This window comes from Streptomyces sp. NPDC001056 (genome assembly GCF_053598955.1).
In genome coordinates, this window is the sequence record NZ_JBSFLI010000010.1 from 70,349 (window position 1) to 87,721 (window position 17,373).

Consider the following 17,373-nt stretch of genomic DNA (forward strand, 5'->3'; position numbering starts at 1 on the left):
ATCGAGGCCCGGGTACGCTCGCAAGCGTGCCCTCCATGAACGAGCTGGTCCGCCAGCACACCGGCCTCGACGACTCCGATCTTGAGTGGCTCCACCTGCTGGTCTCGGAGTGGCAGCTGCTGTCCGACCTCTCCTTCGCCGACCTGGTCCTGTGGGTCCCCACCCGGGACGGGACCCGGTACGTCTCGGTGGCCCAGATGCGCCCCAACACCGGCCCCACCTCCTACCAGGACGACATGGTCGGCCACCTCGTCCCGCGCGGCCGGCGGCCCATGCTGGACGTGGCCCTCGACGAGGGCCGGATCGTGCGCGAGGGCGACCCGGAGTGGCGCGAAGAGGTCCCCGTACGGATCGAGTCCATCCCGGTACGGCGCGACGGCCGGATCCTCGGGGTGATCGCCCGCAACACCAACCTGCTCACCGTGCGCACCCCGAGCCGCCTGGAGCTGACCTACCTCCAGAGCGCCTCCGACCTCGCCCAGATGATCGCGGCCGGGTCCTTCCCCTTCCCCGGCCAGCAGGTCGACATGGACGCCTCGCCGCGCGTCGGCGACGGGCTGATCCGGCTGGACGCCGACGGCATCGTCCAGTACGCCTCGCCGAACGCGCTGTCCGCCTACCACCGCCTCGGGCTCGCCGCCGACCTGGTCGGGCACCACCTCGGGCAGACCACCGCCGAACTCGCGCCCACCCGGGGGCCGGTGGACGAGGCGCTGGCCAAGGTGGCCAGCGGCTGGGCGCCGCGCGAGTTCGAGATCGAGTCGGGCGACGGGGTGATCCAGTTCCGGTCCATCCCGCTCAAGCCCAAGGGCACCCGCATCGGGGCGCTGGTGCTGTGCCGGGACGTCACCGAGCTGCGGCGCCGCGAGCGCGAGTTGATCACCAAGGACGCCACCATCCGGGAGATCCACCACCGGGTGAAGAACAACCTCCAGACAGTGGCCGCCCTGTTGCGCCTCCAGGCCCGGCGCATCGACTCCGAACGCGGGCGCGCGGCCCTGGAGGAGGCGGTGCGCCGCGTCGGCTCCATCGCCATCGTGCACGAGACGCTCTCCCAGAACCTGGACGAGCGGGTGGAGTTCGACGACATCGCCGACCGGGTGCTGTCGATGGTCGCCGAGATCTCACCGGGCAAGGTGACCGGCCGGCGCAGCGGGCGGTTCGGGATACTCGACGCCGAGGTGGCGACCCCGCTGTCCATGGTGCTCACCGAGGTCCTTCAGAACGCCCTGGAACACGGCTTCCGCGAGGGCGAGACCGGCACGGTGGAGGTCACGGCGGTGCGCGGCGGTACGACGAAGGAGGCCCGCCTCCTCGTCACGGTCCAGGACGACGGGGTCGGCCTGCCCGAGGGGTTCGACCCGCACCGCTCGGGCAACCTCGGGCTCCAGATCGTACGGACCCTGGTCGAGGGCGAGTTGGGCGGCACGTTCGACATGGTCCCGGCGCCGGGGCGGGGGACCAGGGTGATCCTCGACATCCCCGTGCGCGCGCAGAAGTAGTCAACCGGCCCCGCCGGCAGGGCCGTTGGTATCGACCAATGGCGCCGGCCGGGTCCGGGGCGGTCGGCCGGGCCCGGGGCAGCAAAAAGCCCCGGACCGGCTTCGGTCCGAGGCTCGTGCTCGTTGCTGCGCTGCTGTTCGCTGGCGGCATCGGGGATACTGCGCGCTGCTGCTCGGGGGCGGGAGATGCGTGCGCGATGCACGCGCCGCCAAGCTCAGGCTGTCAGCTGGGGTGGGTGCGTCAGGCGGAGGCCTGACGGGCCCGGTTGCGGGCGGCACGGCGCTTCATCGCGCGACGCTCGTCCTCGCTGAGGCCACCCCAGACGCCGGAGTCCTGGCCGGACTCAAGCGCCCACTGCAGACACTGCTCGATCACCGGGCAGCGACGGCAGACGGCCTTGGCTTCCTCGATCTGCAGCAGCGCGGGACCGGTGTTGCCGATGGGGAAGAAGAGCTCGGGGTCTTCCTCGCGGCAAACGGCGTTGTGACGCCAGTCCATGGCTGCTACCTCTCCTTGGTATTACGTGCAAGTTGCTTGTGAATGTGAACGCTTTCACGAATCCCCCGACAAGTGAAGGGCCGATCGCCGGGTCTTCCCCGGCGTGGTCCTTGGTATGAAGAGGGGTTCTGGTGATCAGTGGAGGCCGGTGTTGTGGGCCGTCCCGATCACCACGTAGAGACTCGCAAACCTCAGCGGCGGATACAACCCCTTCCGGAAAGTTTTTTTTGATTCCTCGGTGTCGACTGGGTCACAGCCGTACTTCCATGGGGTGGATCCTGGCCTAAACGTTCGAGTGAAAGGACTTTCGCGTCTTCCGCTCACACAATCACACGCAGTGCGCGGCGTACGCCTGTGAACGTCACGCTCCTGCGCAGCCCCAGGTGGTCACCGTCCATCTGCAGGGGTAGAGGCACCTTCGAATGCAAGGTGAAGCGGTCCAGATCATGGAGTGAGACAGCATGCCTGCCATGGGGTCCGCGCTCGGGGGACGAAGTGAGCAACTGGGTGCCATACCGGGCAACCGCGGCCGTCGACAGGCGGCTGAGACCGAGTACGTCGATGCCCGAGTCGAACGAGGCCTTAGGTGACGCGTATATAGGGCGATTGCCGAGATACGTCCAAGGGGATGTGTTCGAGACTATGGCGACAACAAGATCCTCGATCGGGTCCTCGCCGGGTCGCTCCATCGTGATCGCGCCGTGCCGCCGATTGGCTTCGCCGAGGAACTGCCGGATCACCTGGCGTACATAGAGCGCGTGGGTCGACTTCTTTCCGCGCTCGCGCTGCTGCTCCACCCGGCCGACGACGCCGGCGTCGAAACCGAGCCCGGCGTTGAAGGTGAACCAGCGCGCCGGTACGCCCTCGTCCTCGGTACCGGGGGTCCCGGAGGCGAGGCCGAGGCCCACCACGCGCTCCCGGCCCTCGCGCAGCGCGTCCAGCAGGGCGCCGGTGGCCTCGACGGGGTCGTTGGGCAGGTCCAGGGCGCGGGCGAAGACATTGGTGGAACCGCCCGGTACGACGGCGAGACCGGGGAGCCGGTCCAGATCGGGGCCGGCGTGCAGCAGTCCGTTGACCACCTCGTTGACGGTGCCGTCGCCGCCGAGGGCCACGACCAGGTCGATGTCGTCGCTCTCCGCCGCCTGCCGGCCCAGGTCCCGCGCGTGCCCGCGGTACTCGGTGGTGACCGCCTCCAGCTTCATCTCGCTGGCCAACGCGTGGATCAGCACATCACGCCTGCGTGCGCTTGTGGTGGTTGCTGCCGGATTGACCACGAGAAGAGCACGCATGCAGGCAGCGTACCTACCCAGCGGTACCGGGCCCAGCCCGAGGTAGGGATCGGGTAAGAGCGGCGCCGCTCGCCGGGGGGACTGGACGGGCCGAGCGCCGTGGGGTGCGGACGGGTTCACGGGGCGGGGCGCCGGGTGATGACGGACGGGTTCTCGGGGCGGGGCGCCGGGTGATGACGGACCGGTTCACGGGGCGGGCGCGGGGTGGCGGATCGCGCCGCTTCCCGCGCCGCCTGGACTGCGGACCGTCGCCTGCGGCAGTACCTCCGTCGTCAGGTACCCGGCCTGCGCCGGTGAGCGACCCGGCGCCCCGCCCGGGGGATGCCGGCGGCTACCCTGCTGGGGTGAGCAGTGAGCAGAAGCCTGTGCAGGATGCTGACGGCGCCGAAGGCACCCGGCCCCGTCGGCTGACGTACGCCGCCGTGCTGGCCGGCCTGGAGGGCGTCGTGCTGCTCGTCGGCGGCCTGTGGGTCCTCGTGCTCGGTATCACCGGCGCCCCCGACGACCGGCAGCAGGCCGTGACGCTCGGTATCACCCTCGCCGTACTCGCCCTGCTCCCCCTCCTCGCCACCCGCGGCCTCCTGCTGCGCCGGGGCTGGAGCCGGGGCCCCGCCGTGATCACCCAGCTGATGGCCCTGCCCGTGGCCTACAACCTGCTCAAGTCGGGAGGCGTCGCCGTCCCCGTCGGCATCGTCCTCGCGGTCGTGGCCGTCGCGGCGCTCGTCCTCCTCGTCAACCGCGAGACGACCCGGGCCCTCGGCATCAAGGGCCCGGGCCGCGCCGAGTAAGCGGTAACGGGGCAGGCGGTCTACTCCTCCACCAGCAGCTTCTCCCGCAGCTGCGCCAGCGTCCGCGCCAGCAGCCGGGAGACGTGCATCTGCGAGATGCCGACCTCCTGCGCGATCTGCGACTGCGTCATGTTCCCGAAGAAGCGCAGCAGCAGAATCCGCTTCTCCCGCGGCGGCAGATCCTCCAGCAGCGGCTTGAGCGACTCCCGGTACTCCACGCCCTCCAGCGCCTCGTCCTCCGCGCCGAGCGTGTCGGCGACCGCGGGGGACTCGTCGTCGGTGTCGGGGACGTCCAGGGACAGCGTGGAGTACGCGTTCGCCGACTCCAGGCCCTCCAGGACCTCCTCCTCGGAGATGGCGAGCTTCTCGGCCAGCTCGTGCACCGTCGGCGAGCGGCCGTGCAGCTGGGACAGCTCCGCCGTCGCCGTGGTCAGCGCGAGCCGCAGCTCCTGGAGCCGGCGCGGCACGCGGACCGCCCAGCCCTTGTCCCGGAAGTGCCGCTTGATCTCGCCGACCACGGTCGGAGTCGCGTACGTGGAGAACTCCACGCCCCGCTCCGGGTCGAACCGGTCCACCGACTTGATCAGGCCGATGGTGGCGACCTGGGTGAGGTCGTCCAGCGGCTCGCCACGGTTGCGGAACCGGCGGGCCAGGTGCTCCACGAGCGGCAGATGCATGCGGACCAGCTGGTTGCGCAGTTCCGCGTACTCCGCGCTGCCGGCGTCGAGCCCGCGCAGCTCGACGAACATCGCCCGGGCCCCGCTGCGGTCGTGCGGGTCGTGCGGTGCGGCCTGCACGGCCTCCGCGCCCAGCGCGTCGTCGTCCGCGTATCGCTCGTGCTCGCTCATCGTCCCGCCCGTAGCCCTTCCCCGAGCCCTCGCCCCCGCGCGGCCTGCGGGAGCGGCCCCGCCGCGCGCCTTCGGCGGGACCTCAGGGCCTGCGCCCGCACCGCCGGGCCGTGCGGAGTGGTCCTCCGGGTGCGGCCTGGCCTGCTCGGGGATGCCGTCGATGCCGTCCGCCATGCGCCGGGAGCCGTCGCGGGGGCTCTCCCCGGAGGTCTCGGCCGCACTCGACCAGGGGGCACCCCCGTCCCCGGTCGGCAGCTCTCGCGTGCCGCGCTCTTCGTCCCGCACCGGACCGTCCCCGTTCTCCCTCACGCCGGCCCGGGACCCGCGCCGCGCTGTTTGTAGAGGCTGATGGACACCGTCTTGTCCTCGTCGACGGCGGACGAGACCTTCCCCGCGAGGGCCGACAGCACGGTCCAGGCGAAGGTGTCCCGCGAGGGGGCATGGCCGTCCGTGGTCGGTGCCGACACGGTGACCTCCAGCGAGTCGTCGACGAGCCGGAAGACACAGCTGAGCACCGAGCCCGGCACGGCCTGCTGGAGCAGGATCGCGCAGGCCTCGTCCACGGCGATGCGTAGATCCTCGATCTCGTCCAGGGTGAAGTCCAAGCGGGCCGCCAGACCGGCCGTGGCCGTCCGCAGCACCGACAGGTAGGCACCCGCGGCCGGCAGCCGGACCTCCACGAAATCCTGGTTCGCCGCGGGTTCGCCTGCGATCTGGGACACCCTCACCTCCATGGTGGTACAAGCATTACGGGGCCGAGGGTCGCCCCCCGGGCTAACGCGTAGGTGGTTCAAGCGGTGACGCTATCGCGCGCCGAATGTTCCTGTCCCCCGGGACCCCAACCCCCTGGCGTCACTCACAGTAAAGCTGTGGATACGCTCCGTGTCTAGGGGGTGTGCGCCCCCAAATCGGGAGAGCGCGCGCCGGGTTGACGTACCCAGACGTCAGACGCCCGAACCGTCGTGCGTCCGCCGCCGCATGCAGTGTCACACGACACAGCACCCGAACGGGAACACGATCAACGATCGGATGCCGCCGCGACGCCCCTCGGGCGCGCTTCGGGCGTGATCCCCACCGGGCCTCGGCCGGGTTTCGGGCGAGATCCGAACGGGATCCGGGCGGGATCCGGGCGGGAATCGCGCTCAGACGAGTACGTGGTCCACGAAGCACCACCGCCAGTCCTCACCCGGTTCGAACGACCGCATCACCGGATGACCGGACCGCTCATGGTGCCCGGTCGCGTGCCGGCCCGGCGAGGAGTCGCAGCAGCCGACGTGGCCACAGGTGAGGCAGAGCCGCAGCTGGACCGGGTGCGTCCCGTTCGCCAGGCACTCCGGGCAGGTCGCGGACTGCGGCTCGGGTTCCGGATGCGGCAGCGCGCCGGCGTGCGTGCACTGTTTCATGATTGCCAGATTACGACGGGTGTGCGGGTGGCCGCGCGGAAAACGAGGGTGGGCGAGAGGCATGGACGTGATGCCCCTGCTGTTGCTGGTCGCGGGCAGTGCCGCGGTCGCCGGGGCCGCCCGGCGCACCCCGGTGCCCGCGCCGCTGCTCCTGGTCGCGGCGGGCCTGGCGGTGTCGTACGTCCCCGGAATCCCCGACTACACCCTCGAACCCGACGTGGTCCTGCCCCTGGTGCTGCCCCCGTTGCTCTACAAGGAGGGCACCGAAAGCTCCTACCTGGACCTGCGGGCCCAGATGCGCCCCGTGGGACTGCTGTCGGTCGGGTACGTGCTGTTCGCGACCTTCGTCGTCGGCTGGGCCGCCTATCTCGTCGTACCGGGGCTGCCGCTGCCCGCCGCACTGGTGCTCGGCGCGGTCGTGGCGCCCACGGACGCGGTCGCGGCCGCCGCGATCGCCCGCCGGGTGGGGCTGCCGTCCCGGATCACCACGATCCTCCAGGGCGAGTCCCTGCTGAACGACGCCACCGCGATCACCGCCTACAAGGTGGCCGTCGCGGCCGCCGTCGGCGCAGGCTCCACCTGGGCGGGCGGAATCGAGGAGTTCCTGCGCGCGGCGGTCGGCGGCGTGGTCGTCGGCCTGGTGCTCATGGTGCCGATCCACTGGCTGCGCACCCGCCTGACCGAGGCCCTGCTGCAGAACACCCTCTCCCTGCTGATCCCGTTCGTCGCCTACGGGGTCGCCGAACAGCTGCACGCCTCCGGTGTGCTCGCGGTCGTCGTGGTCGCCGTCTACCTCGGCCACCGTGCCTGGGAGGTCGACTTCGCCACCCGGCTCCAGGAGGAGGCGGTGTGGCGGATGGTCGCCTTCGTGCTGGAGTGCGCCGTGTTCGCCCTGATCGGCCTCCAGCTGCCGCCCATTCTCAAGGGCCTCGCCGCCTATCACGGGGCTGACGCGGCCTGGTACGCCGTCGCCGTCTTCCTGGTCGTGGTGGCGGCCCGGTTCGTGTGGACGTTCCCGGCGACCTTCCTGCCGCGCTTCCTCTCCCGGCGCGTCCGGGAGCGCGAGGAGGACCCCACCTGGCGGGCGCCGGTCGTGGTCTCCTGGGCCGCGATGCGGGGCGTGGTGTCCCTGGCCATCGCCTTCTCCATCCCGGAGACCGTGCGGGGCGGCGCGCCCTTCCCGCAGCGCGACCTGATCCTCTTCCTGACCTTCACCACGGTCATCGGCACGCTGATCGTGCAGGGCCTCACGCTCGCCCCGCTGATCCGCCTGATGAAGTTCCCCGGCCGCGACCGCCAGGCCGAGACGCTGGCCGAGGCCAACGCCCAGGCGCAGGCGTCCCTGGCCGCCGAACGCCGCCTGGACGAACTCCTCGCCGACGAGCGCAACGCCCTGCCGCCGCCGCTCGCCGACCGGCTGCGCGACGTCCTGGAGCGCCGCCGCAACGCCGTCTGGGAGCGCCTCGGCCAGGTGAACCCCGTCACCGGCGAGTCCGTGGACGACACCTACCGGCGGCTGTCCCGCGCGATGATCAGCGCCGAACGCGAGGTCTTCGTGCGGCTGCGCGACCGCCGCTACATCGACGACGAGATGCTGCGCGCCCTGCTCCGCCACCTCGACCTGGAGGAGGCGGCGGCCTACCGGGAGGCGGCGTAGGGGCCCTCAGGCGGCTTCGGGGAACGGCCGGCCGGTGACGACGGCCGCGAGTGTCGTGCCGCGCGGGAAGGCGCCCTCCTCGGCGAGGGTGACAAGTCCGTAGAGCGACTTGGCGACATAGAGACGTTCCACGGGCAGCCCGTGCCGGTCCTCGAAGTCCTCGGCGAACGCGTCGAGTTCGGGAGTCGTCCGGGCGTATCCCCCGAAGTGGAAGCGGTCGTCCAGGGACCACTCGCCGGTACGGCCGCCGAAGGCACGTTCCTGCAACGCCTGCACCTCGGCCGCCAGGAAGCCGCCCCTGAGGACCGGCACACCGAGCGCCCGCTGCCCCCGCCCCAGCCCGGCGGCGAGCCCCGCGAGCGTGCCGCCGGTGCCGCAGGCGACCGCGACGACATCGGCGTACCCGCGCAGTTCCTCCCCGAGGGCCGTGCAGCCGCGCACCGCCACGGCGTTGCTGCCGCCCTCGGGCACGACGTACGCCCCCTCGGCGCCGGCCGCGCGCAGGATCGCCGCCAGGGTCTCCGGCTCGGTCTTGCGCCGATAGGTCGACCTGTCGACGAAGTGCAGCCGCATCCCGTCGGCCGCGCACCGGGCGAGGGAGGGATTGAGCGGCCGATCGGCCAGTTCCTGCCCGCGCACCACACCGGTGGTGGCCAGTCCGAGCAGCCGCCCGGCCGCCGCGGTGGCCCGCAGATGATTGGAGTAGGCCCCGCCGAAGGTGACCAGCGCCCGCCCGCCGGCCGCACCGATGTTCGGTACGAGCTTGCGCCACTTGTTGCCGATCAGCTCGGGGTGGATCAGGTCGTCCCGCTTGAGCAGCAGCCGGAGCCCGCGCCGCTCGAACCGCTCGTCCCGCAGCTCCCGCAGGGGGGAGGGGAGGCGGGGGGTGAGGGGATCGCTGCTGGTCACGGTGCCATTGTCGCCGACGGTCGGGGAGCCGGCCACCACGCGCCCGCCCCCGGCCGACACCCCGCGGACCCCTCGACAAAATCCTCGTTTCTGCCCACTAGTCCGATGATCCATTCCCCCTCTTTCGGGTAATGGCGTGACAACCGTGCGTGATGGGACGCTCGATGCGAGACCGGCCCCTTGCGACCGGTGCGTTACATGGGAGGGCATTTCCATATGTCGGTAGGCGAAGAGCTCCGCACGGATCAGGGCAAGCCGCAGCAGTCCCTCGGGACCGCGGCAGCGCGGAACCTGGCCACCACCACCAAGTCCGTTCCGCAGATGCAGGAGATCAGCTCCCGCTGGCTGCTGCGCACGCTCCCCTGGGTGGACATCCAGGGCGGCACGTACCGGGTGAACCGCCGGCTGACGTACGCCGTGGGCGACGGCCGCATCACCTTCGTCAAGACCGGGGGCCAGGTGGAGGTCATCCCGGCCGAACTCGGCGAGCTCCCGGCCTTGCGGTCGTACGAGGACGAGGACGTGCTCGCCGAGCTGGCCCGGCGCTGCCGCCAGCGCGATTTCGCACCCGGCGAGGTGATCGCCGACTTCGGCAACCGGAACGACGGGGTGTACCTGCTCGCCCACGGCCGCGTCGAGAAGATCGGCACCGGTCCCTACGGCGACGACTCGGTCCTCGGCGTCCTCGCCGACGGCGCCTACTTCGGCGACCAGGCGCTGCTGGACCCGGACGCCATCTGGGAGTTCACGGTCCGCGCGGACACCGCCAGCACCGTGCTGATCCTCAGCCGCCAGGACTTCGAGCAGATCGCCGAGCGCTCGGACTCGCTGCGCGCCCACCTGGAGCGGCTGCGCTCGATCCCGGAGCAGCGCACCAACAGGTACGGAGAGAAGGAGGTCGACCTCGCGGCCGGCCACTCCGGCGAGCCCGACATCCCGCACACCTTCGTCGACTACGAGCCCCGGCCCCGCGAGTACGAGCTGAGCATCGCCCAGACCGTGCTGCGCATCCACTCCCGCGTGGCCGACCTCTACAACCAGCCGATGAACCAGACCGAGCAGCAGCTGCGGCTCACCGTCGAGGCGCTGAAGGAGCGCCAGGAGCACGAGCTGATCAACAACCCGGAGTTCGGTCTGCTCAGCAACTGCGAGTACGACCAGCGGATCCAGCCGCACGACGGCGTGCCCGGCCCGGACGACATGGACGAGCTGCTCAGCCGCCGCCGCGGGACCAAGCTGTTCCTCGCCCACCCGCGCGCGATCGCCGCGTTCGGACGCGAGCTGAACAAGCGGGGCCTGGTGCCGGAGACCATCGACATGGGCGGCAACCGCATCCCCACCTGGCGCGGGGTGCCCCTCTTCCCGTGCAGCAAGATCCCGATCAGCGAGGCGCGCACCACCTCGATCATCGCGATGCGTACCGGCGAGGAGGAGCAGGGCGTCATCGGCCTGCGCCAGTCCGGCATCCCGGACGAGATCGAGCCGAGCCTGTCCGTCCGCTTCATGGGGATCAACGAGCAGGCGATCATCAAGTACCTGGTCACGGCCTACTACTCGGCCGCCGTCCTGGTTCCCGACGCGCTCGGCGTGCTGGAGAACGTCGAGATCGGCCGGTGGAGGTGACGTTTCCGCACGTCGCGGCCGTGTCCCCGGCAGCCGGGAGGGGTACACCCTCGGGGTACGCGTCCGGCCGGGCCGGCACCGCCGGTGCCCGCGGACCTGTCGAGGGGGAGACATGGCCGAGTTCATGACGGAGACCGAACAGCGTCTTCCCGGTGTGCCGCACCCCGGCACACCGGGGGACCGGCCGGGGACCGGCGACACCGGCCCCGGCCCGCTCGACGGGCAGGAGGCGCCGGCGCTGCTGGAGCGGACCCGGGGCCTGGTCGACCCGGCGATGCGCGCCGCCGTCGAGTCGCTGCCCGGCTCCATGCGCCGGATCGCGCGCTACCACTTCGGCTGGGAGCACGCGGACGGCACCCCGGCCGCGGGCAACGCGGGCAAGGCGATCCGCCCGGCCCTGGTGCTCGCCGCGGCCACCGCGCTCGGCGGCCCGGCGGCCCGGACGGCCGCCGTGCCGGCCGCGGCGGCGGTGGAACTGGTCCACAACTTCACGCTGTTGCACGACGACGTGATGGACCGGGACCCCACCCGCAGGCACCGGCCCACGGCGTGGACCGTGTTCGGGGACACCGACGCGATCCTCGCCGGGGACGCGCTTCAGGCGCTCGCGCTGCGGCTGCTGGCCGAGGACCCGCACCCGGCGGCGGCCTCGGCCGCCGCCCGGCTGGCGGACTGCGTGGTGCAGCTGTGTGCCGGTCAGCACACCGACACCGACCTGGAGAACCGCCCCCCGGACGAGGTCACGCTGGACGAGGTGCTGGCCATGGCCGAGGCGAAGACCGGCGCGCTGCTGGGCTGCGCCTGCGCCCTCGGCGCGCTGTACGCGGGGGCGGGGCCCGAGGAGGTGGCCGCGCTGGACGGCTTCGGCCGGCAGGCGGGGCTCGCCTTCCAGCTGATCGACGACGTCATCGGCATATGGGGCGACCCGCTGCGCACCGGCAAGCCGGCCGGTGCGGATCTCGCGGCCCGCAAGAAGTCCCTGCCGGTGGTGGCGGCCCTCGTTTCCGGTACTCCGGCGGCGGCCGAGCTGGCGGCGATGTACGGGAAGCCGTCCATCGCCGGGGACAGCGAGGGGATCGCGCGGGCCGCGCTGGCCGTGGAGCAGGCCGGCGGCCGGGACTGGGCGCAGGCGGAGGCGGCCGACCGGATGGCCCGTGCGATGCAGGAGCTGGCGCGGGCGATCCCCGACCCGGAGGCGGCGGGCGGGCTGCTGGCCCTCGCCGAGTTCGTGACCCGGCGCAGCAGTTGAGCGCCCGGTCCCGCGCCGCCGGTCCGTCCGGCGGCCCGAGGGTCCCGGAGTCCCCGGGCCCGTGCGGCTCCTGACCCCGCACGGTGTCCCCGGGGGCTCCGGTCAGACGGGTCCCGCGCACCCCCACAGTGCGCGGGACCCGCCGTCTACCGTGGAGCCATGCCGAAACCGTCCCGCATCCTGCACATCACCGAGCGCTCCCTGTGGGAGGCGGCCCGCGAGCGCGGCACCTACGAGGTGTCGACCCGTGGCCGCACCCTTGAGCAGGTGGGCTTCATCCACCTCTCCACCCGCGAGCAACTCCCGCGCGTCGCCGCCTTCCTGTACGACGGCTACGACGGTCCGGACGAGCTGGTGGTCCTGGTGGTGGACCCGGCCCTCCTGGACGCGCCGTTGAGGTACGAGGCGGCGGAGCCGGGCGGCGAGGAATTCCCGCACCTCTACGGCCCGTTGGAGGTCGCCGCCGTTGTGGATGTGGAGCCCTGGGAGTGAAGTACCGCGTGCCGCGCGGGAGTCCGGGGCGCCGGGCCGTTCAGTCCGCCGGGCGCTGGAAGCAGCGCAGCAGGTTGCCCGCCGGGTCGCGGAAGGCGCAGTCGCGGACGCCCCACGGTTGGTCGGTCGGCTCCTGGAGCACGTCGGCGCCGGACTCGCGCAGCCGTTCCCACAGCGCGTCGCAGTCGTCGGTGGCCAGGATGACACCGCGCAGCATGCCCTTGGCGAGCAGTTCGGCGAGCGCCTGCCGGTCGGCCGGGGAGGCGTCCGGGTTGGCGCCCGGGGGCTCCAGCACGATCTCCACGTCCGGCTGGAGCGGTGAGCCGACGGTCACCCACCGCATCCCCTCGAAGCCCACGTCGTTGCGGACCTCCAGACCGAGGACGTCGCGGTAGAAGGCGAGGGCCTTGTCGTGGTCGTCCACGGCGATGAAGCACTGCGCGAGTCGTACGTTCATGCGCTCACGCTAAGCCGCTGAGGACGTCGGTGCGCGCGGCTCGGGAGGATCAGTAAGGGCGGCGGCTGGGCCGGGTGAACGTGCGCGCCACGCAGGACGGGATCACCGCGGCCGGCTCGTGCGAGGCCGCCCGATAGGCGCTCGGCGTCTGGCCGACCAGCTCGGTGAAACGGGAACTGAAGGACCCCAGCGACGTACACCCCACGGCGAGGCACACCTCGGTCACCGTGAGATCGCCCCGGCGCAGCAACACCTTCGCCCGCTCGATCCGGCGCGTCATGAGATAGCTGTACGGCGTCTCCCCGAACGCCTTGCGAAAGCTGCGCTGGAAGTGCCCGGCCGACATCAGCGCGCCACGGGCCAGCTCGCTCATCTCCAGCGGTTCGGCATACTCCCGGTCCATCCGATCCCGCACCCGCCGCAACCGCCGCAGATCCTCCACGTCCACACCCCCAGCTTGGCACAGCCCACTGACACACCGCCCTCCCGGCACCCGCCGCTCCCGCACCGCAGCCGACACCGCCCGCCGCCACGGCCGCGCCCCACGGCCCCGCCCATGGCTCGCCGCACCCCTCGTATCCCCCGCCACCACCCTGGGCCGCCGGAACCGTCGTGCACCCCCGCAGAGCACGCGCCGGCCCGTCGACACCGCCGTACCCGCAGGCCAGCCGCCGTCCCGGCGCCGGAGACCGCGCGCCGCACCCCCGCACCCCCGATGGGCGTTCGGTCCCCGTTCGCGCGGAATCGGTGCGGGCTTGGTTGGCTGGAGTCATGGACCACATCACGTTGCTCGTGGCGGTCGTCATCGTGACGGCGCTGGCGTTCGACTTCACGAACGGGTTCCATGACACCGCGAACGCGATGGCCACCTCCATCGCCACCGGCGCGCTGCGGCCCCGGGTCGCGGTACTGATCAGCGGGGTTCTCAACATCGCGGGAGCGTTCCTGTCCACCGAGGTGGCCCGGACGATCTCCGGGGGCATCGTGGACGACGCCCTCGTCACCCCCGCGATGATCTTCGCCGGGCTGGTCGGGGCGATCCTGTGGAACCTGGTGACCTGGCTCGCCGGGCTGCCCTCCAGTTCCTCGCACGCCCTGTTCGGCGGGCTGATCGGCGCGGTCTGGGTCGGCGCGGGGTCCAAGGGCGTGCACTTCGGGCAGGTGGTCGACAAGGTGCTGCTGCCCGCCCTGATCTCCCCGGTGGTGGCCGGCGCCGCCGCCTGTGCCGCCACCTACCTCGCCTTTCTGCTGGCCGCCCGCGCCCGCCAGGACCAGGTGACCAGGGGATTCCGGCTCGGCCAGGTCGCCTCCGCCTCCCTGGTCTCCCTCGCGCACGGCACCAACGACGCGCAGAAGACCATGGGCGTGATCACGCTGACCCTGATCTCCGCGGGCGCGCTCGGCCATGACGCCGGACCGCCGGTCTGGGTGGTCGGCGCCGCGGGGGTCGCGATCGGTCTCGGCACCTACCTCGGCGGCTGGCGGATCATCCGCACCATGGGCAAGGGCCTGACGGAGATCCAGTCACCGCAGGGCTTCGCCGCCGAGACGGCCTCCACCGCGGTGATCCTCACCTCCGCCCACCTCGGCTTCGCCCTCTCCACCACCCAGGTCGCCTCGGGCAGCATCCTCGGGGCGGGCCTCGGCCGCCGCCTCGCGGAGGTCCGCTGGGGCATCGCCGGGCGGATGGCGCTGGCCTGGCTGATCACCCTGCCGTTCGCCGCGCTGGTCGGCGGCCTCGCGGCCGGGGTGGTCAAGCACGGCGGCGACATCGGCACGGTCGTCGTCGCCCTCGTGGCGCTGGCGCTCGCCCTGGGCCTCGTCGCCGTCTCCCGCCGCAACCCGGTGCACGCCGACAACGTCAACGACCACCACGAGGTCACCCTCCGCGCCCAGCCCCCGACCGACGTCGGCTCGGCCGTCTGAACCCCGGGAGTCCGCCATGCACATCGACTGGTCCGCCCTCGTCCGGGTCGCCGTGGTCAGCCTCGGCGTCACCGTCGCCGTGGTCGTCGTCTTCACCCTGGGCGTGCTGGGCCTCTCCCGCGCCGCCGACCGTCGCGCGGGCGCCGCCACGACGGCCCGCGCCCAGGCGGGGCTGTGCTTCCTGGCCTGCGCGGCGGTGGTGGGCTACGGGATCTACCTGCTCGTGCCCCAGTTCCACTGACCGCCGCTCCCGCACGGCGGGTCGTACGGCCTGCCCGGCGGACACTGCCGCCGACGGACGCGGCGCGGCGCGCGGTGAGGGCCTGGTGCAACGCGGCGAAGGACAGGGCCTGGTGGGTGGCGAGACCCGGGGTGAGCAGGTCGGTGGCGCGGGCCGCAGGTACAACTCCCCGTCGGCGTCGAGCAGTCCGTGCCCGACGAAGTGGACGAGCAGCACGCTGCCCGCCTTCCGGGTCTCCTCGGCGACCGCCTGGGCCATGGACCTGGCGTCCGGCGGGTCGAGATCATGACAGCTCGCGGCGCTCGGCGTTCCCACCCGTCGGGCTTCGGCCCCGCCCGGCCCGGCGCCCTTGCTTGTCCCGTCCACCTAGCCCGGCGTATGGCATATTCCGCATATAGCCCCTAAGGGCCCCTATGGGAGGTATGCCATGAAGGTCGCGGTCATCGGCGGTACCGGTCTGGTCGGGTCGCAGGTCGTCGAGAAGCTGAACGCCGCCGGGCACGAGGCGGTGCCGTGCTCGAAGTCCACCGGCGTCGACGTCCTCAGCGGTCAGGGACTGGACGAGGCGGTGGCGGGAGCGGACGTCGTCGTCAACCTGACGAACTCGCCGACCTTCGACGAGGCCTCTCTCGCCTTCTTCCGGACCTCGATGGACAACCTCGTGGCCGCCGCGAAGAAGGGCGGCGCGGGCCACTTCGTCGTCCTCTCGATCGTCGGCGTGGACCGGGTGCCTGAGCTGGACTACTACCGCGCCAAGCTGCTCCAGGAGAACATCCTCGCGGCCGGGGGAATCCCCTATTCCATTGTCCGGGCGACCCAGTTCATGGACTTCATGGACGCCGTCATCTCCATGACCGCCGACGCCGACTCCGTCCGGCTGCCCGCCACGCCCATCCAGCCCATCGCTTCCAGGGACGTGGCCGCCGCGGTGGCGGACGTCGCCGCGGGCCCCCCGCTCGACGGCATCCGCAACATCGCGGGACCCGACGTCTTCCCCCTGGACGAGCTGGGCCGGTTCACCCTGTCCCGCAAGGGCGACAGCCGTACGGTCGTCACCGACCCCGCGGCCGGCATGTTCGCCGTTGTCAAGGGGGACGTCCTCACGGACCGCCAGGCCCGACTCGCCCCCACCCACTACAGCGACTGGCTGTCCTGACCCCCGGTGCCCCTATTCCAGCCACGTCCCGTCGCGCATGATGACTCTGCCGCGCAGTTCCGGCTCGCCGCGCCAAGCGCTCACACTCCTCGGCACCACGCGCACGTACAGGAACGAACCCTCCTCCGCGCGCGGGTCCCACCCGAACTTGGCGGCGAACGCCTCCGCCGCGCCTCCGGGCACCTCCTCGTCGGGGAAGCACTCCGCCTCACCCTGGAGAATCACCACATCGAAGGTGTCCGGCAGCGCCAAGCGCACGCGCGGCTCCTCGCGGACGTTCCGCGCGGTCACGGAAGTGGCACTGGTGCACATCCACACCGCTCGGCCGTCCCACAAGAACCACAGCGGCACCTGATGCGGCCCGCGGTCGGGATGTGCCGTCGACACCCACACATCCCGCTCGGTGACGAGCCGTTCCAGAGTCTCGCGCCTACGCTCCGCCGCCCGACGGCGGACAACCCCCGTGTTCTGCATGGGCACAGACCCTAACCGGCGGCCTCGAAGCGCGCATGAGGCGAGGGACCTACTCCCGGCGACCGATGAACCCCTCAGCCCCCAGACCGGGGTGCCCGGCGGCCGGAGGGAGCGCGGGGCGCTCCGGCGTTCTCGGGGGTTCGGAGAGGTCGGGCGCTACGAGCGCGAGGTACGGCGTGTTCGCGCTGCTGCGGGGGCGGGAGTACCGGGGCTCCACGACCTGTGCCGCGGGTGAAGAAGACCGCACCCGGACCGTCATGGACGCCGTTCTCGGCGGCCTGCGGGCCGGGTGCGGACCGGATGACCGAGCGACCAAGGAAATCGCAGGTCAAATGGCATGATCGAAGATCAGGCCTTCTTGGTCTCCCAGAAGATCTTGTCGATCTGGGCGATGTAGTCGAGCGCCTTCTGGCCCGTCGCCGGGTCGGTGGACGCCTTGGCGGCCGAGAGGGCCTTCAGGGTGTCGTTGACCAGCTGGTGCAGCTCGGGGTACTTCTCGAAGTGCGGGGCCTTGAAGTAGTCGCTCCAGAGGACGGAGACGTGGTGCTTCGCGAGCTCCGCGCGCTGCTCCTTGATGATGGTGGCGCGGGCCTGGAAGTGGGGGTCGTCGTTGCCGGCCATCTTCTCCTGGACGGCCTTCACCGACTCCGCCTCGATGCGGGCCTGGGCCGGGTCGTACACGCCGCAGGGCAGGTCGCAGTGGGCGCTGACCTTGACCTTGGGGGCAAACAGGCGGGAAAGCATGGAGCATTCCTTCCTCGTGATCGTCTTCTCAGGTGCGACATTACTCCCTGGGGGGCCTGTTTTCCCGAGTGCCCCCTAGGGCTTAGGACAAAAGTCCGGGGTCAGACTGGGACTGG

General features: G+C 71.8%; 19 protein-coding genes. 9 read left to right on the forward strand and 10 right to left on the reverse strand.

The genetic code is table 11. The features are described from left to right. Positions 1-26: 26 nt before the first annotated feature. Positions 27-1,502: a sensor histidine kinase gene (locus ACWDD7_RS14590; protein WP_351869899.1), complete on the forward strand. Its 1,476-nt coding sequence runs from the start codon at positions 27-29 to the stop codon at positions 1,500-1,502. Between the two features lie 241 nt (positions 1,503-1,743). Here the strand turns inward: ACWDD7_RS14590 and ACWDD7_RS14595 are convergent, their stop codons facing one another. Then, entirely contained in the window at positions 1,744-2,001 is a 258-nt protein-coding gene (locus ACWDD7_RS14595; RefSeq protein ID WP_003992873.1) for a WhiB family transcriptional regulator, read from the reverse strand. Between the two features lie 320 nt (positions 2,002-2,321). After that, on the reverse strand, positions 2,322-3,290 hold the full coding sequence (locus ACWDD7_RS14600; RefSeq protein WP_351869896.1) for a diacylglycerol/lipid kinase family protein: 969 nt from the start codon (positions 3,288-3,290) through the stop codon (positions 2,322-2,324). A 344-nt stretch (positions 3,291-3,634) separates the two neighbouring features. On the opposite strand from ACWDD7_RS14600, the gene ACWDD7_RS14605 reads away from it, so the two are divergent. Further along, positions 3,635-4,078, forward strand: a complete 444-nt coding sequence (locus ACWDD7_RS14605) for a hypothetical protein (protein WP_450457585.1) — start codon at positions 3,635-3,637, stop codon at positions 4,076-4,078. A 20-nt stretch (positions 4,079-4,098) separates the two neighbouring features. Here the strand turns inward: ACWDD7_RS14605 and ACWDD7_RS14610 are convergent, their stop codons facing one another. The 3 genes from ACWDD7_RS14610 to ACWDD7_RS14620 form a co-directional block, all read right to left on the reverse strand. Next, a complete protein-coding gene (locus tag ACWDD7_RS14610) occupies positions 4,099-5,211 on the reverse strand; it encodes an RNA polymerase sigma factor SigF (RefSeq protein WP_450457586.1) in 1,113 nt (370 codons plus the stop codon). Between the two features lie 20 nt (positions 5,212-5,231). Beyond that, a complete protein-coding gene (locus ACWDD7_RS14615; RefSeq protein ID WP_009190566.1) occupies positions 5,232-5,648 on the reverse strand; it encodes an ATP-binding protein in 417 nt (138 codons plus the stop codon). Positions 5,649-6,068: 420 nt separating this feature from the next. Beyond that, on the reverse strand, positions 6,069-6,329 hold the full coding sequence (locus ACWDD7_RS14620; RefSeq protein WP_351869888.1) for a UBP-type zinc finger domain-containing protein: 261 nt from the start codon (positions 6,327-6,329) through the stop codon (positions 6,069-6,071). Positions 6,330-6,390: 61 nt separating this feature from the next. Here ACWDD7_RS14620 and ACWDD7_RS14625 point away from each other — a divergent pair, with 61 nt between their 5' ends. Further along, positions 6,391-7,986 (forward strand): Na+/H+ antiporter, encoded by a 1,596-nt coding sequence (locus ACWDD7_RS14625; protein ID WP_450457587.1) that lies wholly within the window; start codon positions 6,391-6,393, stop codon positions 7,984-7,986. Positions 7,987-7,992: 6 nt separating this feature from the next. Here ACWDD7_RS14625 and ACWDD7_RS14630 read toward each other — a convergent pair whose 3' ends face one another. Continuing rightward, positions 7,993-8,895, reverse strand: a complete 903-nt coding sequence (locus tag ACWDD7_RS14630) for a 1-aminocyclopropane-1-carboxylate deaminase/D-cysteine desulfhydrase (protein WP_450457589.1) — start codon at positions 8,893-8,895, stop codon at positions 7,993-7,995. 216 nt (positions 8,896-9,111) lie between these two features. Here ACWDD7_RS14630 and ACWDD7_RS14635 point away from each other — a divergent pair, with 216 nt between their 5' ends. The 3 genes from ACWDD7_RS14635 (at position 9,112) to ACWDD7_RS14645 (ending at position 12,259) form a co-directional block, all read left to right on the forward strand. Further along, entirely contained in the window at positions 9,112-10,518 is a 1,407-nt protein-coding gene (locus ACWDD7_RS14635; RefSeq protein WP_351869879.1) for a family 2B encapsulin nanocompartment shell protein, read from the forward strand. Between the two features lie 112 nt (positions 10,519-10,630). Next, positions 10,631-11,767, forward strand: a complete 1,137-nt coding sequence (locus tag ACWDD7_RS14640; protein ID WP_450457590.1) for a family 2 encapsulin nanocompartment cargo protein polyprenyl transferase — start codon at positions 10,631-10,633, stop codon at positions 11,765-11,767. 159 nt (positions 11,768-11,926) lie between these two features. Next, a complete protein-coding gene (locus tag ACWDD7_RS14645) occupies positions 11,927-12,259 on the forward strand; it encodes a DUF952 domain-containing protein (RefSeq protein WP_450457591.1) in 333 nt (110 codons plus the stop codon). A gap of 40 nt (positions 12,260-12,299) precedes the next feature. On the opposite strand, the gene ACWDD7_RS14650 is transcribed toward ACWDD7_RS14645, so the two are convergent. Both ACWDD7_RS14650 and ACWDD7_RS14655 read right to left on the reverse strand, forming a co-directional pair. Continuing rightward, the gene (locus ACWDD7_RS14650; protein WP_351869870.1) at positions 12,300-12,716 is read right to left on the reverse strand and encodes a VOC family protein; all 417 of its coding nucleotides are present in this window, start codon (positions 12,714-12,716) and stop codon (positions 12,300-12,302) included. 49 nt (positions 12,717-12,765) lie between these two features. Further along, positions 12,766-13,164, reverse strand: coding sequence for a helix-turn-helix transcriptional regulator (locus tag ACWDD7_RS14655; protein ID WP_450457592.1), 399 nt, complete (start codon positions 13,162-13,164; stop codon positions 12,766-12,768). Between the two features lie 323 nt (positions 13,165-13,487). On the opposite strand from ACWDD7_RS14655, the gene ACWDD7_RS14660 reads away from it, so the two are divergent. From ACWDD7_RS14660 to ACWDD7_RS14670, 3 genes are all read left to right on the forward strand, one after another. Further along, on the forward strand, positions 13,488-14,642 hold the full coding sequence (locus ACWDD7_RS14660; protein ID WP_351869864.1) for an inorganic phosphate transporter: 1,155 nt from the start codon (positions 13,488-13,490) through the stop codon (positions 14,640-14,642). A 16-nt stretch (positions 14,643-14,658) separates the two neighbouring features. Next, positions 14,659-14,883 carry a hypothetical protein gene (locus ACWDD7_RS14665; RefSeq protein ID WP_351869861.1) on the forward strand — a complete coding sequence of 75 codons (225 nt, stop codon included), beginning with the start codon at positions 14,659-14,661 and terminating at the stop codon, positions 14,881-14,883. Between the two features lie 427 nt (positions 14,884-15,310). Beyond that, positions 15,311-16,039 carry an SDR family oxidoreductase gene (locus ACWDD7_RS14670; protein ID WP_450457593.1) on the forward strand — a complete coding sequence of 243 codons (729 nt, stop codon included), beginning with the start codon at positions 15,311-15,313 and terminating at the stop codon, positions 16,037-16,039. Between the two features lie 12 nt (positions 16,040-16,051). Here the strand turns inward: ACWDD7_RS14670 and ACWDD7_RS14675 are convergent, their stop codons facing one another. Further along, a complete protein-coding gene (locus ACWDD7_RS14675) occupies positions 16,052-16,513 on the reverse strand; it encodes a pyridoxamine 5'-phosphate oxidase family protein (RefSeq protein ID WP_450457594.1) in 462 nt (153 codons plus the stop codon). Between the two features lie 348 nt (positions 16,514-16,861). Then, entirely contained in the window at positions 16,862-17,257 is a 396-nt protein-coding gene (gene sodN / locus ACWDD7_RS14680; RefSeq protein WP_046418451.1) for a superoxide dismutase, Ni, read from the reverse strand. Between the last annotated feature and the right edge of the window lie 116 nt (positions 17,258-17,373).

Coding starts and splice junctions, on each gene's coding strand:
- ACWDD7_RS14595 (WP_003992873.1), bottom strand. CDS start 2,001: ATGGACTGGCGTCACAACGCCGTTTGCCGCGAGGAAGACCCCGAGCTC.
- ACWDD7_RS14600 (WP_351869896.1), bottom strand. CDS start 3,290: ATGCGTGCTCTTCTCGTGGTCAATCCGGCAGCAACCACCACAAGCGCA.
- ACWDD7_RS14620 (WP_351869888.1), bottom strand. CDS start 6,329: ATGAAACAGTGCACGCACGCCGGCGCGCTGCCGCATCCGGAACCCGAG.
- ACWDD7_RS14625 (WP_450457587.1), top strand. CDS start 6,391: ATGGACGTGATGCCCCTGCTGTTGCTGGTCGCGGGCAGTGCCGCGGTC.
- ACWDD7_RS14635 (WP_351869879.1), top strand. CDS start 9,112: ATGTCGGTAGGCGAAGAGCTCCGCACGGATCAGGGCAAGCCGCAGCAG.
- ACWDD7_RS14640 (WP_450457590.1), top strand. CDS start 10,631: ATGGCCGAGTTCATGACGGAGACCGAACAGCGTCTTCCCGGTGTGCCG.
- ACWDD7_RS14645 (WP_450457591.1), top strand. CDS start 11,927: ATGCCGAAACCGTCCCGCATCCTGCACATCACCGAGCGCTCCCTGTGG.
- ACWDD7_RS14650 (WP_351869870.1), bottom strand. CDS start 12,716: ATGAACGTACGACTCGCGCAGTGCTTCATCGCCGTGGACGACCACGAC.
- ACWDD7_RS14660 (WP_351869864.1), top strand. CDS start 13,488: ATGGACCACATCACGTTGCTCGTGGCGGTCGTCATCGTGACGGCGCTG.
- ACWDD7_RS14665 (WP_351869861.1), top strand. CDS start 14,659: ATGCACATCGACTGGTCCGCCCTCGTCCGGGTCGCCGTGGTCAGCCTC.
- ACWDD7_RS14670 (WP_450457593.1), top strand. CDS start 15,311: ATGAAGGTCGCGGTCATCGGCGGTACCGGTCTGGTCGGGTCGCAGGTC.
- ACWDD7_RS14675 (WP_450457594.1), bottom strand. CDS start 16,513: ATGCAGAACACGGGGGTTGTCCGCCGTCGGGCGGCGGAGCGTAGGCGC.
- sodN (WP_046418451.1), bottom strand. CDS start 17,257: ATGCTTTCCCGCCTGTTTGCCCCCAAGGTCAAGGTCAGCGCCCACTGC.